At 38.0% G+C, this 17,116-nt stretch carries 15 protein-coding genes; all 15 read right to left on the bottom strand.

Going from position 1 to position 17,116, the window contains the following annotated elements:
- Positions 1-4: 4 nt before the first annotated feature.
- Positions 5-316, bottom strand: coding sequence for a YlxQ family RNA-binding protein (locus tag SJY24_RS11220; RefSeq protein ID WP_001286519.1), 312 nt, complete (start codon positions 314-316; stop codon positions 5-7).
- Complete coding sequence (gene rnpM / locus SJY24_RS11215; RefSeq protein ID WP_000071123.1) at positions 317-589, bottom strand: RNase P modulator RnpM; 273 nt, start codon at positions 587-589, stop codon at positions 317-319.
- Between the two features lie 11 nt (positions 590-600).
- Positions 601-1,707 carry a transcription termination factor NusA gene (nusA, locus tag SJY24_RS11210; RefSeq protein ID WP_000102601.1) on the bottom strand — a complete coding sequence of 369 codons (1,107 nt, stop codon included), beginning with the start codon at positions 1,705-1,707 and terminating at the stop codon, positions 601-603.
- 17 nt (positions 1,708-1,724) lie between these two features.
- Positions 1,725-2,195 carry a ribosome maturation factor RimP gene (rimP, locus tag SJY24_RS11205; RefSeq protein WP_000359098.1) on the bottom strand — a complete coding sequence of 157 codons (471 nt, stop codon included), beginning with the start codon at positions 2,193-2,195 and terminating at the stop codon, positions 1,725-1,727.
- 333 nt (positions 2,196-2,528) lie between these two features.
- Positions 2,529-6,830, bottom strand: coding sequence for a PolC-type DNA polymerase III (locus SJY24_RS11200; protein WP_377864655.1), 4,302 nt, complete (start codon positions 6,828-6,830; stop codon positions 2,529-2,531).
- A gap of 124 nt (positions 6,831-6,954) precedes the next feature.
- Complete coding sequence (locus tag SJY24_RS11195) at positions 6,955-8,655, bottom strand: proline--tRNA ligase (protein ID WP_377864654.1); 1,701 nt, start codon at positions 8,653-8,655, stop codon at positions 6,955-6,957.
- A 109-nt stretch (positions 8,656-8,764) separates the two neighbouring features.
- Entirely contained in the window at positions 8,765-10,021 is a 1,257-nt protein-coding gene (rseP, locus tag SJY24_RS11190; RefSeq protein WP_377864653.1) for an RIP metalloprotease RseP, read from the bottom strand.
- Positions 10,022-10,038: 17 nt separating this feature from the next.
- Entirely contained in the window at positions 10,039-11,181 is a 1,143-nt protein-coding gene (gene dxr, locus SJY24_RS11185; RefSeq protein WP_377864652.1) for a 1-deoxy-D-xylulose-5-phosphate reductoisomerase, read from the bottom strand.
- Between the two features lie 23 nt (positions 11,182-11,204).
- Positions 11,205-11,996 (bottom strand): phosphatidate cytidylyltransferase, encoded by a 792-nt coding sequence (gene cdsA / locus SJY24_RS11180; RefSeq protein ID WP_076539685.1) that lies wholly within the window; start codon positions 11,994-11,996, stop codon positions 11,205-11,207.
- Between the two features lie 17 nt (positions 11,997-12,013).
- Positions 12,014-12,790: an undecaprenyl pyrophosphate synthase gene (uppS, locus tag SJY24_RS11175; protein ID WP_000971311.1), complete on the bottom strand. Its 777-nt coding sequence runs from the start codon at positions 12,788-12,790 to the stop codon at positions 12,014-12,016.
- 85 nt (positions 12,791-12,875) lie between these two features.
- Positions 12,876-13,433: a ribosome recycling factor gene (frr, locus tag SJY24_RS11170; RefSeq protein ID WP_000531506.1), complete on the bottom strand. Its 558-nt coding sequence runs from the start codon at positions 13,431-13,433 to the stop codon at positions 12,876-12,878.
- A gap of 2 nt (positions 13,434-13,435) precedes the next feature.
- A complete protein-coding gene (gene pyrH, locus SJY24_RS11165) occupies positions 13,436-14,158 on the bottom strand; it encodes a UMP kinase (RefSeq protein ID WP_000042666.1) in 723 nt (240 codons plus the stop codon).
- A gap of 66 nt (positions 14,159-14,224) precedes the next feature.
- Positions 14,225-15,112, bottom strand: coding sequence for a translation elongation factor Ts (gene tsf, locus SJY24_RS11160; protein ID WP_001018584.1), 888 nt, complete (start codon positions 15,110-15,112; stop codon positions 14,225-14,227).
- Between the two features lie 104 nt (positions 15,113-15,216).
- Positions 15,217-15,918 carry a 30S ribosomal protein S2 gene (gene rpsB, locus SJY24_RS11155; RefSeq protein WP_000111485.1) on the bottom strand — a complete coding sequence of 234 codons (702 nt, stop codon included), beginning with the start codon at positions 15,916-15,918 and terminating at the stop codon, positions 15,217-15,219.
- Between the two features lie 352 nt (positions 15,919-16,270).
- Entirely contained in the window at positions 16,271-17,050 is a 780-nt protein-coding gene (codY, locus tag SJY24_RS11150) for a GTP-sensing pleiotropic transcriptional regulator CodY (RefSeq protein ID WP_000421290.1), read from the bottom strand.
- Positions 17,051-17,116: the final 66 nt, after the last annotated feature.

Here is a 17,116-nt window from a genome sequence, read left to right as displayed (position 1 = left end):
ACCTTCACCCCCGGTAATTTGTATCGAGCATGCTACGTAGCTTTTTCGCAAAGCCTTCATCTAACACAGCTACAACGACTCGCTCGTCTCTCCCAATCGCATGCCCTAATTGTTGTCGATTTTCGACTTTTCTCATTGGTATGTTGTAGTACGTGGTTTTATCAATGATACGTTTTGTAGTGTTCGCTGACGCATCTTCAGAAAGCAATACTAGCTTTGCTTTGCCACTTCGTACTTCTTTTAAAACGAGTTCTTCACCCGAAATAATTTTTCGAGCGCGGTTTGCTAGTCCTAAAAACGATTTCCAATCGGACACTTACTTCGACTCCTTCTCAACAAGCTCAAGAAGCTCTTCGTACAGAGAACTGTCGATTTTCGCTTTTAGATGATGTTCCAAAATATTTTTCTTTTGGGCTTGAATAATGCATTCTTTATCTTTTGACAAATATGCACCTCGTCCTGATTTTTTTCCTGATAAATCAATAGACACTTCGCCCTCTTTGGAACGAACAATGCGAACGAGCTCTCGTTTTGATTTCATCTCTTGCGTCGCAATACATTTTCGTAACGGAACTTTTCGATTGCTCATGCTCATCACCTCTATTCGATTTCGTCTTCAACTGAATCGAATCCGAATGCGATTACGCTATCTTCTTCTGTTACAATACCAAGTTGTTTCGCATCAGACTCACTTTTAATATCAATTTTCCAGCCTGTTAATTTAGCTGCAAGACGTGCATTTTGTCCACGCTTACCAATTGCTAATGAAAGCTGGTGGTCTGGAACAACAACAGTTGTTGCTTTTTCCTCTTCATCTACAAGTACTTTAACAACTTGTGATGGACTTAAAGCATTTGCAACATATTCAACTGGATCATTTGACCAGCGAACGATGTCAATTTTTTCACCTTTTAGTTCATCTACAATGCGTTGTACACGTTGTCCTTTCGGTCCTACACAAGAACCTACTGGATCAACATCGATATTCTCTGCATACACAGAAATTTTCGAACGATCGCCTGCTTCACGCGCTACAGAGCGAATTTCTACAGTTCCATCATAAATTTCTGGAACTTCCATTTCGAATAAACGTTTTAAAAGACCAGGATGTGTACGTGATACGTAAATTTGTGGTCCTTTCGTTGTTTTTTCTACTTTTGTAATAAATACGCGAATACGATCATGTGGTTTATATTGCTCATTTGGCATTTGCTCACTTACAGGTAATAAAGCTTCTACTTTCCCTAAGCTTACATAGATGAAACGAGCATCTTGGCGCTGTACAATACCAACCATAATGTCTTCTTCACGATCACTAAATTCTGAATAAATAACACCACGTTCCGCCTCACGAACTCGTTGTGTTACAACTTGTTTTGCAGTTTGTGCTGCAATACGACCAAAATCTTTTGGCGTTACTTCAATTTCTAGTACGTCGCCATCTTGGTAGTTTGGATTAATTTGTCTTGCCTCTTCTACAGAGATTTCAAGACGTGGATCAAACACATTATCAACAACGTCTTTACGTGCTAAAACTTGAATTGTTCCCACTTCTGGGTTAAAGCTCACACGAACGTTTTGTGCTTGGTTAAAATTGCGTTTATACGCAGAGATTAATGCTGCTTCAATCGCATCAATAATAATATCTTTGCTTATACCTTTTTCTGACTCTAAAACGAGCAAAGCATCTAACAACTCAGTGCTCATGAAGATCCCCCTTCTTACTAAAACGTAACAGCAAGTCGCGCATTGGCAACTTTATCCATTGGAATTTGGATTTCTTTTTTACGTGTTTTAATTGTTAATAGTAGTGTAATTGTAGTACCGTCGTAGGAAAGTAGCTTTCCTTCAAACATCTTTTCACCATCAATCGGCTCATATGTTTTAATTGCCACTTGTTTCCCTACCGCTTGCTGGAAGTCTTTCTCTTTCTTTAATGGGCGTTCCGCTCCAGGAGATGATACATCCAAAAAGTAAAGATGAGGAATTGGATCCTCTTTATCTAAAGCTTCGCTTAAACGTTCACTTACCGCACCGCATTCTTCAATGTCGACTCCCTTTTCAGAATCGATGAATACGCGTAAGAACCAGTCTTGTCCTTCTTGCACATACTCTACATCTACAAGTTCAAGATTTAACTCTTCAACGATCGGCTGCGCAAATGCTTCTACAACTTCTGTGACTTTCTTATCCATAAACAGCCTCCTTCCTGCCGCCATGTACCATTTACAAGAAAAGATTCCGTTCATTAAGACGGTCTATCTTATTCTTTCTCGTTAGCTAACAAAAGCCCCTGCCGTTAAGCAGGGAATATCTGTCTTAGTATTACCAAATTTAAGAAGTAAAACTTGTAACAAAATATGTATATACGACAGAAATATCTTTACTATCCACATAGATAAAATGTAGATAGTAACACGAAAGAGTGGGTTTCCCCACTCTCTTTTTCACAAAATATACATGACATGGTTATCTCGGTTTATAGTATACCATAGCAAATATTGATTTGCAAAGACTTTTCCTACCTGTTAGAACAGTGATAATTGGTTTTGATCCGGTAAATCTCCTAGACAACCTTGACTATCTAAATACTCAATAATTGTTTTTGAAACCTTACTGCGCTGCTGTAAGTCTTCTTTTGATAGGAAGTCTCCATTTTTACGTGCTTCTACAATACTTAAAGCTGCGTTTGTACCAAGACCAGGCACTGCATTAAATGGAGGAATTAATGAGTCTCCATCAATAATAAATTCTGTTGCATGCGAGCGGTATAAATCAACCTTTTGGAATGAGTATCCACGCTCACACATTTCAAGTGTCATTTCTAGTACAGTTAATAAACTCTTCTCTTTCGGCGCTGCATCCAATCCTTTTTGAGCAATTTCGTCAATTTTTACGCGTATGGATGCTGAACCTTTCGCCATCGCTTCTACATCAAAGTCATCTGCACGAACTGTAAAGTATGCCGCATAGAATAGAAGCGCGAAATGTACTTTAAAGTATGCAATACGTACAGCCATAAGTACGTAAGCGGCCGCATGGGCTTTAGGGAACATGTACTTTATTTTCTTACATGAATCAATATACCAACCTGGTACATTATTACTTTTCATGTCATCTTCCCATTCTTCCGGTACACCTTTACCTTTACGAACTGACTCCATGATTTTGAAGGCTAAAGATGGATCTAAACCTTGATAAATTAAATATACCATGATGTCATCACGACAACCAATAACCTCACTCAGTGTACATGTACCATTATAAATTAACTCGTTTGCATTACCGAGCCATACGTCAGTACCATGTGATAGTCCAGAGATTTGGACTAGCTCTGAGAATGTCGTTGGTTTTGTCTCTTCTAACATTTGTCTTACGAATTTCGTACCAAACTCTGGTATACCAAGTGTACCTGTTTTACAGTTGATTTGTTCTTCCGTTACCCCTAACGATTCTGGACCAGAGAAAATTTTCATCACTTCTGGATCATCCGTTGGTATTGTTTTTGGATCAATACCACTTAAATCTTGTAACATACGAATAACGGTCGGATCATCGTGTCCAAGTATATCAAGTTTTAATAAATTATCATGAATCGAGTGGAAATCAAAGTGCGTTGTTCTCCACTCAGCCCCTATTGAATCCGCCGGAAACTGTATTGGTGAGAAATCAAAGATGTCCATGTAATCTGGTACTACAATAATACCGCCTGGATGCTGTCCAGTTGTACGTTTTACCCCTGTACAACCTGCAACTAGCCGATCTATCTCCGCATTTCGAATCGTTAAATTATGATCATTCGCATAACCTTTTACATACCCATAAGCGGTTTTTTCCGCAACTGTACCTATCGTTCCCGCACGGTATACATAATCTTCACCGAACAATATTTTCGTATAGTTATGGGCACGTGGTTGATATTCCCCGGAGAAGTTCAAATCGATATCGGGCACCTTATCTCCTTTAAATCCAAGGAACGTTTCGAACGGAATATCATGTCCATCTTTTACGTATGACACATTACACGTTGGACATTCTTTATCTGGTAGATCAAAACCAGAACCTACAGAACCGTCATTAAAGAATTCTGATTGCTTACACTTTGGACATACGTAATGCGGTGGTAATGGGTTTACTTCTGTAATTTCCATCATTGTTGCAACAAATGATGACCCTACCGATCCACGCGAACCTACTAGATATCCGTCTACTAACGATTTTTTCACAAGCTTATGTGAAATTAAATAAATAACGGCGAATCCATGTCCAATAATACTTTTCAATTCTTTTTCCAAACGAGCCTCTACAATTTCTGGTAGCTCTTCCCCATAAATGCTACGTGCCATTTTATAACTCATATCACGCGTTTCATCATCGGCACCCTCAATTTTCGGTGTGTATAGATCATCTTTTACTGGATGAACATCACCAATTAATGACGCAACCTTTTGTGTATTCGTTACTACAATTTCTTTCGCTTTGTCTTCACCTAAAAATGAAAAACACTCTAACATCTCATCTGTTGTACGGAAATGTACAGGCGGTAAAGAATGTCGATTTAACGGATTTGCTCCGCCCTGCGAACTTACTAAAATTTTACGATACATTGCATCCTCTGGCTCTAAATAATGCACGTTCCCTGTAGCAACAACTGGTTTATCTAACGTCTCACCTAGTTTTACTAAATTAGAAATAATTGTTTTTAATTGACCTTCATCTCTAACGAGTTCACGTTCTACTAAATGACGTAACACCTCTGGAGGCATAACCTCAATATAGTCATAAAACTGGGCAATTTCTTCTACTTCTTCAGGTGCTTTTTGCATCATCGCTTCAAACACTTCACCTTTATCACAAGCCGTTCCTACTATAATGCCTTCACGATATTTTTTTAATAAAGACCTTGGCACTCGTGGTACGCGGTAAAAGTAATTCAGATGAGAATATGAAACAAGTTTATATAAATTTTTTAATCCAACGTCTGATGTGGCAAGTAATGTCATATGACTTGGACGCCCACGCTTATATGCATCCCCTTGCCCCATACTATCGTTTAGTTGATCGTGATATTCAAATCCCTTTTCAATCACATCTTTTAACATTTTCACAAGTAAATATCCCGTTGCTTCTGTATCATAAATCGCACGGTGATGTTGCGTTAATTCAATATCAAGCTTTTTACACATTGTATTTAATCGATGATTTTTCATTTCTGGGAATAAGAACCGTGCAAGTTCTAACGTATCAATAACTGGGTTTTTCGTTTTTTCTATCCCGGCCTTTTTAAAACCTACGTTAATAAAGCCCATATCAAAGCTTGCGTTATGGGCAACAAGTGTATGGTCACCCATCCATTCCTCAAACTTTTTGAACACTTCGTCCACTTCTGGAGCATCAGTTAACATATCATCTGTAATACCTGTTAATTCAATAATTGTTGCAGATAATGGTTGATGTGGATTTGCGAAAGATTCAAAGCGATCAATGATTTCGCCGCCTTTTATCTTTACGGCAGCTAACTCAATGACTGTGTCATACACAGCAGATAACCCTGTTGTCTCAACGTCAAAGACAACATATGTTTCATCTGCAAGTTGACGATGTGCTTCGTTATACGCTATCGGTACACCATCATTAACTAAATTTGCCTCTACACCATATATAACTTTAACCCCAGCCTTTTTCCCCGCGGAATACGCTTCTGGGAAAGACTGAGCAACGGCATGGTCTGTAACTGCAATAGCCTCATGCCCCCATTTACCTGCTTGAGCAACAAGCCTAGAAACAGGAGTAACAGCATCCATTTGGCTCATTGGAGTGTGAAGGTGAAGCTCTACACGTTTTTCTCCTTCATTTGCTTTATCTTTACGAGATGGTCCTGTTATTTCATTAATATCATTTGCAATCATTACTAAATCTCGAACAAATGTATCATTTTGGACAGAACCACGCGCTTTCACCCACATTCCTTTTTTCAAGGATTGCAACATTGGAATATCTTCTTTATCACGTGAGAACATTTTTATCATAATAGAATCCGTATAATCTGTTATTTTTAAAGTTAATAACGTACGTCCACTACGAAGCTCTTTCGTTTCCACATGGAAGACATATCCTTGGACCGTTTTTCTTCTTTCTTCATCTTGAATTTCTCGCATCGGTGTAATCTCTTCGTCTGGCTTAATAAGATACCCGAGTACAATCGGTCCTTCATGTACAACGCTACTTTCTTCAGCTTGCTTCTTCGCCATTTCTTCCATAGCTTGTATAACACGTTCACGATCTTCTTGCTGCGTTTGCTCACGAAACTTTTGCATTTCTTCTGTATTTTGCTGTATATGTGTGTCTAACTGAAAACGCGGGAATCCAAAAGTTTCGTATTGATCCCCTACTGGTTTCGCAACGTTTTTCTTTAAAGCAGTAGATTCCAGCTCATTATTCACATTTATTAGCAACTTCACTCCATTCACCTGCGGAAGCTGCTTCTTTAAGTAAGCAAACATAGGTGAAAATGTAATTCGTTCCGTACAAAGCGGCCAATACGCCCTCACTTCTTCTTCTGTAAATTGTTTATTCTCTGTTTCTAATGCAAATGTTGTTCTTGCAATATGAGAAAATGATTGCTTAAGCTTTGTTTCTAGCAATTCATATAATTCTGTAGGCAAAATACGTGGCACTTGTAAATCAAAATGCCAACTTTTATTCGCTTTATCAATAACGAGCCTTTCAATACCACCACCTTGTAAATATTGATTTATAAGGTCGTCTGGTATTTGCAACTGCTGGAGCAAAATTTGAAATCGCTCTTGTTGTTCATTTGTTAAAGACATAAGCACTCTCCTTCCATTTGCTATTATAAATTGAAACGTACTACAAAGAAAGATTTCTCCCTTCTTCTTTTACAAAATACGTTTACAAAGAAAGAGAAGGTACCTCATTACGAGGTACCTCTTCTTATTTTAAAATATTTGCAATATATGTTTGAAGTTCTTCTACTTTCACTTCTTCAGACTCGCCTGTAGCACGTACTTTCACTTCTACAATACCTTCGTCTGCTTTTTTACCAACTGTCACGCGAACTGGAAGGCCGAATAAATCTGCATCTGCAAATTTAACACCTGCACGTTCTGCACGATCATCTAGTAATACTTCGTACCCTTGCTCTTGTAATGAGTTGTAGATGTTTTCACCCATTTCACGTTGCGCATCAGATTTCATATTTACTGGAATTACATGCACATGGAATGGTGCTACAGCTTTTGGCCAAACTAAACCGTTCTCATCATTAAACTGCTCTGCGATTGCTGCCACTGTACGAGATACACCGATGCCGTAACAACCCATAATAAGTGGTTGTGTTTTTCCGTTTTCATCTAGGAATGTTGCGTTCATTGCTTCACTATAACGTGTTCCTAATTTGAATACGTGACCTACTTCAATTCCGCGTGCGAAAAGAATTGTTCCATTTCCGTCTGGAGACTGGTCTCCTTCTTGAATGAAGCGTAAATCTGTATATTGACTTACTTTAAAGTCGCGTTCTGGATTTACATTTACATAATGGAATCCTTCTTCGTTCGCTCCTGAACATCCGTTAACAATTGATGCTACAGCATGGTCAGCAATAATTTCGATATCACCTGTTACACCAATCGGTCCTAAAGAACCAACTTCACAGTTTAATAACTCTTTTACTTCTTCATGCGAAGCAAGCTCAACGACTGAAGCTCCGTATAGATTCTTCACTTTTACATCGTTTACTTCATGATCGCCACGAACAAGTACAATTACTAGTTTCTCATCTACTTTAAACACCATAGATTTAATGCATTTTTCCGCTGCAATATTTAAGAATGCAGATACTTCTTCAATAGCCTTTTGATCCGGAGTTGCTACTTTTTCAAGCGCTTGTTCAGCATCATCACTTTTCGTATACGTAGCTACCACAGGAGCCATTTCGATGTTCGCTGCATAATTAGATGTATCAGAGTATGCAATTGTATCTTCACCAACATCAGATAATACCATAAATTCATGTGTATCTTTTCCACCCATTGCTCCCGAGTCCGCAATAACAGCGCGGAAGTTCAAGCCACAACGAGCAAAAATGTTAGAGTATGCATTGTATAAGCGATCATACACTTCATCTAAGCTCTCTTGCTTAGCATGGAAAGAATATGCATCTTTCATTAGAAACTCTCTTCCACGTAATAGACCGAAACGAGGTCTTTGTTCGTCACGGAACTTTGTTTGGATTTGGTATAATGTTAACGGTAATTTTTTATATGATTTCACTTCATCACGTACAAGATCAGTAATTACTTCTTCGTGTGTAGCTCCTAATGCAAATTCACGAGCGTTACGATCTTTCATACGCATTAATTCAGATCCGTAAGAATACCAACGCCCTGACTCTTGCCATAATTCCGCAGCTTGCATAGCTGGCATTAATAATTCTACAGCTCCTGCACGCTCCATTTCTTCACGAACAATACGTTCTACTTTGTGTAATACTTTTAAACCAAATGGTAGAAAACTATAAATACCAGAAGCATTTTGACGCATAAACCCTGCGCGAAGTAATAATTGATGACTTTTAATTTCAGCATCAGCTGGAACTTCACGTAATGTAGGACTGAATACCATACTTTGTTTCATTTATTCGCACCTCTTCATTTTACTCTTACACGCAACAAAACCCCTCACCTCGAGTTAGGTGAGGGATTTTATTGTACGAGCTCTATTTCATTATAAACTTCTTCTTATTTTACAAGAAAAACTTACGGATGTCATTCCATGTTACAACTAACATAAGCAACATTAATAATGCAAATCCAATAAAGTGAACCATTCCTTCTTTTTGACGATCAATCGGTTTCCCTCTTAATGCCTCAATTAAGAAGAAGAACAAACGTCCACCGTCTAAAGCTGGAACTGGTAATAAATTAAATAAACCAAGGTTAATACTTAAAACTGCCGCTAAACTTAGTACACGCGTAAATCCATAATCTACAACTTGATCTGTTAGATTATAAATTCCTACTGGACCTGACAACTCATTAATAGAAAATTGACCAGTTACTAATTTCACAAGAGAATCAAAAATTAGTTTCGTCCATTCGTAAGTTTGTTCAAAGCCTGATTTAATAGAACCCATCACTGTTTTCTCTACTGGAGAGTAAACACCAATTCTACCTACTTCGTCTTTTCCTTCTTTATCGAGCGTTGGCGTTACTTTTACATTAAACTGTTCACTATCACGCTTTACTTGTAACGTAATTTCTTTATTTGGGTTTTCACGTACAATGGTAACAACTTCTTTCCATGTACTTGTGTTTTTCCCATTGATTGCTTGAATTGTATCATTTTCTTTTAATCCAGCTTGCTGTGCTGCACTATTCTCCATCACTTTTCCGACCATTGGCTTGTCAACAGGAACACCTTGTACAAATCCTAGAATCACAAAAATAACAAATGCTAAAATGAAGTTCATCGCAGGACCCGCAAAGATTGTTAAAGCACGTTGACCCAATTTCTTGGAGCCAAACTGCCTATTATACGGAGCAATTTGAATTTCTTCACCAGCAGTAATGATACGAGCCTTTTCATTCACTCGGAATGTTTGCAGCTCTTCCTCGTATTCTTCATAGCCCGAAATTGTTAAATTATGCTCTAAATCAGCTTGTTCGACTTCAATGACACGAACATTTGGATACTTTTCATATCCATCAAAAACTAATTTTGCAACTTCGTCTTTTTCATTTAATACAAGGCCAACCTTTTTCCCAGGCTTTAACTCAACTGTGTCTGCATCCTCGCCAGCCATTCTTACATAGCCACCAAGGGGCAGTAATCGAATCGTATACACCGTTTCATTCTTTTCAAATGAGAATATTTTCGGACCAAAACCAATCGCAAACTCACGGCATAAAATACCTGCTCTTTTTGCGAAATATAGATGCCCTAGCTCATGGAAAAATACGAGTGCACCGAAAATTAATATAAAGGCAATCGCTGTATTCAATTCCATAACCACCTTTGCTAAATTTGTTCCATCACAAACCGTCTTGTGGCTGCATCAATTTCCAGAATTTCCTCTAAGCTCGGACGTGCAATGACATTGTGATGGTTCATTGCTTTTTCAATGAGGTCTTCCACTGTTAAGAAACCAATTCTCTTTTGTAAAAAAGCTTCAACAGCTACTTCATTCGCGGCGTTCATTACAGCTGGCATACTTCCACCTGCTTTTCCGGCTTCATACGCAAAACGTAGGCAACGGAATCGTTCTTGGTTCATTTTCTCAAAATGCAACGCCCCTATTTCCCATAAGTTTAACTGTTTTGTGTCTGATAGAGGCAATCGATCAGGATATGTAAGTGCGTATTGAATTGGTACTCGCATATCAGGTGAGCCAAGCTGTGCCATTACACTACGATCTTCAAATTCAACCATAGAATGGATAATACTTTCTTTATGTAAAACAACATCGATTTGCTCATAAGGGATACCAAAAAGCCAATGTGCTTCAATTACTTCTAGCCCCTTATTCATCATTGTAGCAGAATCAATTGTAATTTTCGAACCCATTGACCAGTTTGGATGTCGAAGCGCATCTTCTACGGTCACATGATGCAATTCATCTCTCGTTTTATCACGGAAACTTCCACCGGAAGCCGTTATAATTAGTCGAGAAATTCTTTTTTCATTTTCACCATTCAAACATTGAAAAATAGCTGAATGTTCACTATCTACTGGAAGTAACGAAACATTATGTTTTCGTGCCGCTTCCATTACAAGATGCCCTGCAGTTACTAACGTTTCTTTGTTTGCAATTCCAATTGTTTTTTTCGCCTCAATTGCACGAAGTGTTGGTAACAACCCTACGCTACCTACAACAGCATTTACTACAATCTCCGCATCTGGATGTAATGCTACTTCTAAAAGCCCTTCACTACCATATACAACTTTTGTATTACCAGAGACAGCTTGTAATTTTAAAACATCTTCCTCTCTTTGCACAGAGACGATTTGCGGAGAAAATTCTTGAATTACCTTTACTGCGTAGTCAATATTTTTCCCTACAGAAAAAGCAACGAGACGGAATTGGTCTGGGTGCGAGCGTAATACATCTAAAGTTTGTGTACCAATTGATCCGCTTGCACCTAATAAACTAATGTTTTTCATGACTCCAACCCCTCGTTCATTTATTAATTGTATTGTAATAAGAAGTAGAGAATTGGTAAAACGAATAACCAACTATCTGTTCGATCTAATATACCACCATGTCCAGGTAAAATTGTACCTGAATCCTTTACGCCATAATGACGTTTAAATGCAGATTGTACTAAATCACCAATTTGTCCAAAAATAGAAATGATAATTGTCAACACAATTAAAATCCCTACATTAGCCTCAACTGGGAAGAACATATTGTAAACAAGTGCCACAACAATTCCACAAACGATGCCACCTAACGAACCTTCAATCGTTTTATTTGGACTAATTTCTGGCCACAATTTCCTCTTTCCTAATGCCTTTCCTACAAAATATGCGCCTGAATCAGTAGCCCATATAACAAATAATGCACAAAACACATATTTAATTCCTAATATTCTCGTTTCATTCAAATATAGGAATCCCATTCCAACATATGTTGTTGCCATTAGTAAAAATGAAGCATTGTCAAAAGTAAATGTATTCTTAGAAAGGACTGTATATGATAAAAGTAATAAAACAATCACAAATGTGATTTCTAATTTACCTAATCCAATCTGCGTAAACAGTTCTGATGCACTACTTGGAATTAAAATAATCCATAATAATACTGCAGCTAAAACTGTTGGTATTGAAATAAGCGTAAGCTTATTCATACGAATTAATTCATATAAACCTATAGAAGCAAGTGCATACACTAAAACCGTAAAAGGCACGCCACCGTAAATTACGATGGGAATGAATAGCGCGGCAGCAACCACTCCAGTAATAATTCTCTGTTTCACTACCAAACCCTCTCTTTCTACACGCCTCCGAATCTGCGCCCTCTATGCTGAAAGTCTGTAATCGCATTTAGCAAATGTTCCTCGGTAAAATCTGGCCAATACACATCTGTAAACCAAAATTCCGAATATGCAATTTGCCATAACATGAAATTACTAATACGTAGCTCTCCGCTCGTACGGATTAACAACTCTGGGTCAGGTAAAGAACTCGTCATTAAATAAGAAGAAAGCATTTCTTCACTTACATCTTCAACACGAATTTTTCCTTCCTCACTATCTTTCACCATATGTTGCACAGCAGAAACGATCTCATCTCGACTTCCATAGTTTAACGCGAAATTAAGAATTAATCCCGTATTCTCTTTCGTATCTTCCATGGCCTTTTCCATCGCTCTGCGTGTATGCGTAGGAAGACGATCTTGTTGTCCTATTACTCGGACTTGTACGTTCTCTTCAATCAATTCTGGTAAAAATGTACCTAGAAATTCTTCTGGAAGCCTCATTAAATAGTCAACTTCCTTTTTCGGTCTTTTCCAGTTCTCAGTTGAAAAAGCATAAAGAGTTAATACTTTCACATTAAGTTTGCTTGCAAATTTTGTGATTTTCTTTACAACTTGCATGCCTTCATGATGTCCCGCAATACGAGGCATCGCTCTCCTCTTTGCCCATCTTCCATTACCATCCATAATGATTGCAATATGTTCTGGGATGTATCCTTTTTTCACTTTTTCAACGAGATGATCAAACGATGCGACCTTTTTACTTTTAAAAAAAGGAAAGTTTTTAAACATCATTCATACCCTCCAGCAAGCAGACGTATGCCTAAAAGTGTAAAAAGACCCCCTTAAGAAGAGGGTCATATTTGCGAAGGTATCGCTATTACACTTCCATGATTTCTTTTTCTTTGTTTTTTGCGATTTCGTCAACTTTTGCAATATATTTATCTGTTTCTTTTTGGATATCTTCAGTATATCCTCTTAAATCATCTTCTGTAATATCGCCAGCTTTTTCAAGCTTCTTAAGATCATCGTTACTGTCACGACGTACGTTACGAACAGCAACTTTTGCTTCTTCAGCATATTTTTTCACAACTTTTACAAGATCGCGACGACGCTCTTCTGTTAATGCAGGGAATGCAATACGAATTACAGTTCCATCATTAGAAGGATTTAAGCCTAAATCTGCTTTTAAGATTGCTTTTTCAATATCACCGATAGAAGTTTTATCATAAGGTTGAATTACAAGTAAACGTGCTTCTGGAACTGTAATGTTCGCTAATTGCACAACAGGTGTTGGTGCACCATAGTAATCAACTTGTACCTTATCTAATACAGACGAGCTTGCACGACCAGCGCGAACTGTTGCTAATTCACGAGAGTAAGCAGCAACTGCTTTTTCCATTTTTTCATTTGAAGACTTCAATACTTGTTGTCCCATATTTATTTCCCCCTTACAACTGTTCCAATATTTTCGCCTAAAACGGCACGTTTAATGTTACCTTTTTCCATAACCGAGAATACAATTAATGGAATATCATTGTCCATACATAAAGAAGAAGCTGTTGAATCCATTACACCTAAACCTTCTTTTAATACATCTAAGTAAGTAAGTGTTTCGTATTTCGTAGCTGTTGGGTCAAGAGATGGATCTGCATTATATACGCCATCTACGTTGTTTTTCGCCATTAAGATAACATCAGCTTCGATTTCTGCTGCACGTAATGCTGCCGTTGTATCTGTAGAGAAGTAAGGATTACCTGTACCCGCTGCAAAGATAACAACACGTTTCTTCTCTAAGTGACGAATTGCTTTACGACGAATGTAAGGCTCTGCTACTTGACGCATTTCGATTGAAGTTTGAACACGAGTTTGAATTCCAATGTTCTCTAAGCTATCTTGAAGAGCTAATGAGTTCATAACTGTTGCTAACATACCCATGTAATCTGCTCCAGCACGATCCATTCCCATTTCACTTCCGATTTTTCCACGCCAAATGTTTCCGCCACCAACAACAACAGCAACTTCTACATCAAGTTCTGCAATTTCTTTCACTTGTTCCGCAACTGATTTTATAACAGATGGGTTAATTCCAAATCCTTGTTCGCCAGCTAACGCTTCTCCGCTTAGCTTTAATACGACACGATTATATTTCGGTTTACTCATAATGAACCTCCAATTGCTTACATCTTTATTTTAAAAAAGGGAACACAATGTGTTCCCTAATCTTTATTAGTTGCTACCTTTTACTTGGTTCATTACTTCTTCAGCAAAGTTGTCTTCGCGTTTTTCGATACCTTCACCAACAGCGTAGCGAACGAATCCTTTTAATGTTCCACCTTTAGACTCAACGAACTGACGAACTTTCATATCAGGGTTTTTAACGAATGCTTGGTCAAGTAAGCAAATCTCTTCGAAGAATTTGCCTAGACGGCCTTCAACCATTTTTGCAACGATTTTTTCAGGCTTGCCTTCGTTTAAAGCTTGTTGTGTTAATACTTGACGCTCATGCTCAACTTCTTCAGCAGTTACAGCATCGCGGTCGATGTATTTTGGGTTAACTGCTGCGATGTGCATTGCTACATCTTTAGCAGCAGCTTCGTCAGTAGAACCTTCAAGAACTGTTAATACACCAATACGTCCACCCATGTGTAGGTAAGCGCCGAATGCATCAGCATCAGTTTTTGATACGATTTCGAAACGACGAAGTGTAAGTTTTTCACCAATTTTAGCGATTGCTTCGTTGATGTGCTCTTCTACTGTTTTGCCGCCTTCGATTGTTTGAGCCATAGCTTCTTCAATGTTAGCTGGTTTGTTAGCTAATAAGTGAGCAGCTAATTCTTTAATTAACGCTTGGAAACCTTCGTTTTTCGCAACGAAATCAGTTTCAGAGTTTAATTCTAAGATTAAACCTTCGTTACCGTTTGTTTCGATGAAAGTTAAACCTTCAGCAGCAATGCGGTCTGCTTTTTTAGCAGCTTTTGCAATACCTTTTTCACGTAAGAAGTCAATTGCCTTCTCCATGTCGCCATTAGTTTCAGTTAACGCTTTTTTGCAGTCCATCATACCTGCGCCTGTTTTTTCACGAAGTTCTTTTACCATTTGTGCAGTGATTGCCATATTTTTCATCCTCCTAAAATATGTATTTATACCTTTTTAAAAAGGTGTTTATACCTTAAAAAAGGTGATAAAAGGCCGAACCCCTTATCACCTTTCCAAATTTGTTACGCAGTAACAGTTTCTTCACCTTGTTTTGCTTCAAGGATCGCGTCTGCCATTTTAGATGTAAGAAGTTTTACAGCACGAATTGCATCATCGTTTGCTGGGATAACGTGATCGATTTCGTCTGGATCACAGTTTGTATCAACGATACCGATGATTGGAATGTGTAATTTGCGTGCTTCAGCAACTGCAATACGCTCTTTACGAGGGTCTACTACGAATAATGCACTTGGAAGACCTTTCATATCTTTAATACCGCCTAAGAATTTCTCAAGACGCTCTAACTCTTTTTTAAGTTGAACAACTTCTTTCTTAGGAAGTACTTCGAAAGTACCATCTTCTTGCATTCTTTCGATGTCTTTAAGACGCTTGATACGCTTTTGGATTGTTTGGAAGTTTGTTAAAGTTCCACCTAACCAACGTTGGTTAACGAAGTACATACCAGCACGAGTTGCTTCTTCTTTAATAGCTTCTTGTGCTTGTTTTTTAGTACCTACGAATAAAATGTCTCCACCTTCAGCAGCGATGTCGCGCATCGTTCTGTAAGCTTCCTCAACTTTTTTCACAGTTTTTTGTAAGTCGATGATGTAGATACCGTTACGCTCTGTGAAAATGTAACGCTTCATTTTTGGGTTCCAACGACGAGTTTGATGTCCGAAATGAACACCAGCTTCAAGCAATTGCTTCATAGAAATTACTGACATAATTTAGTTCCTCCTAAATGGTTTTTGATATCCTCCGTTTACTTCATCTCTAAGCGAAACTACAAACGTAGCACCAACACTTAAATCAGTAAACGTGTGTACTTTGTACTGACACCACTGCTTACTATATCATACTGAAATATTACAATCAAGTCGAAAATGCGAACAATGTAAAACTTTCTTTTTTTCACGCTCGAATTCTAGTATTCCCAACCTTCACTTCCTTTAAGCAAGGAGGTGAAGGCTAATTAATAGTTTTCTAATGAACGTTGTCATGAAGCCTTACGTAAGCAAAATCATTCTCTTAAAAAAACAAAAAACTCTCCTCAACCGAGGAGAGTTTTTATATAAATTAGTTTGTTTTTAATTTAGCAAGTTCCTGTAGAAACTTGTCGTTTAGCACTTTAATGTATGTTCCTTTCATACCTAAAGAGCGAGACTCAATAACACCAGCACTTTCTAATTTACGAAGTGCATTTACGATTACAGAACGAGTAATTCCTACGCGATCAGCAATTTTACTTGCAACAAGTAAACCTTCTGTTCCATTTAATTCTTCGAAGATATGCTCGATTGCTTCTAACTCACTGTAAGATAATGAGCTAATCGCCATTTGAACAACAGCTTTACTACGTGCTTCCTCTTCGATTTCTTCTGCTTTTTCACGTAAGATTTCCATACCTACTACAGTTGAACTGTATTCAGCAAGGATTAAATCATCGTCTAAGAACTCTTGACCAAGACGAGCTAACACTAATGTGCCTAGACGCTCACCGCCACCAACGATTGGTACGATTGTAGTTAAACCTTGACCGAATAATTCTCTATTTTCTACTGGGAATGCTGTGTAAGCACTGTTTACATCTAAGTTAGAAGATGTTTCTGTAATGTTGAATAAGCTTTGTGTGTATTCTTCCGGGAATTGACGCTCTGCAAGCATTTGTTTCATACGCTCATTCTCAATTTGTTGGTGAATTGCATAACCTAGTAATTTACCACGACGACTTACTACGAATACGTTCGCTTCGATTACTTCACACATTGTGTCAGACATTTCTCTAAAGTTTACAGGCTTTCCTGCTGCGCTCTGTAATAACGCATTTAATTTTCTTGTTTTTGCTAATAATTCCATTTCAAAAGTTCCTCCTACATATTACTCACATATTTTTTCATCACTTGGAAACTAGGGCGAGTCACC

The sequence above is a fragment of the Bacillus sp. R86525 genome (assembly GCF_042466195.1).
Classification (GTDB): domain Bacteria; phylum Bacillota; class Bacilli; order Bacillales; family Bacillaceae_G; genus Bacillus_A; species Bacillus_A nitratireducens.
This window is presented reverse-complemented; position numbering and strand designations above follow the sequence as displayed.

Coding starts and splice junctions, on each gene's coding strand:
- rnpM (WP_000071123.1), bottom strand. CDS start 589: ATGAGCAATCGAAAAGTTCCGTTACGAAAATGTATTGCGACGCAAGAG.
- uppS (WP_000971311.1), bottom strand. CDS start 12,790: ATGATGTTTAAAAACTTTCCTTTTTTTAAAAGTAAAAAGGTCGCATCG.
- rimP (WP_000359098.1), bottom strand. CDS start 2,195: ATGGATAAGAAAGTCACAGAAGTTGTAGAAGCATTTGCGCAGCCGATC.
- nusA (WP_000102601.1), bottom strand. CDS start 1,707: ATGAGCACTGAGTTGTTAGATGCTTTGCTCGTTTTAGAGTCAGAAAAA.
- frr (WP_000531506.1), bottom strand. CDS start 13,433: ATGGGACAACAAGTATTGAAGTCTTCAAATGAAAAAATGGAAAAAGCA.
- pyrH (WP_000042666.1), bottom strand. CDS start 14,158: ATGAGTAAACCGAAATATAATCGTGTCGTATTAAAGCTAAGCGGAGAA.
- SJY24_RS11195 (WP_377864654.1), bottom strand. CDS start 8,655: ATGAAACAAAGTATGGTATTCAGTCCTACATTACGTGAAGTTCCAGCT.
- tsf (WP_001018584.1), bottom strand. CDS start 15,112: ATGGCAATCACTGCACAAATGGTAAAAGAACTTCGTGAAAAAACAGGC.
- rpsB (WP_000111485.1), bottom strand. CDS start 15,918: ATGTCAGTAATTTCTATGAAGCAATTGCTTGAAGCTGGTGTTCATTTC.
- SJY24_RS11200 (WP_377864655.1), bottom strand. CDS start 6,830: ATGTCTTTAACAAATGAACAACAAGAGCGATTTCAAATTTTGCTCCAG.
- codY (WP_000421290.1), bottom strand. CDS start 17,050: ATGGAATTATTAGCAAAAACAAGAAAATTAAATGCGTTATTACAGAGC.
- dxr (WP_377864652.1), bottom strand. CDS start 11,181: ATGAAAAACATTAGTTTATTAGGTGCAAGCGGATCAATTGGTACACAA.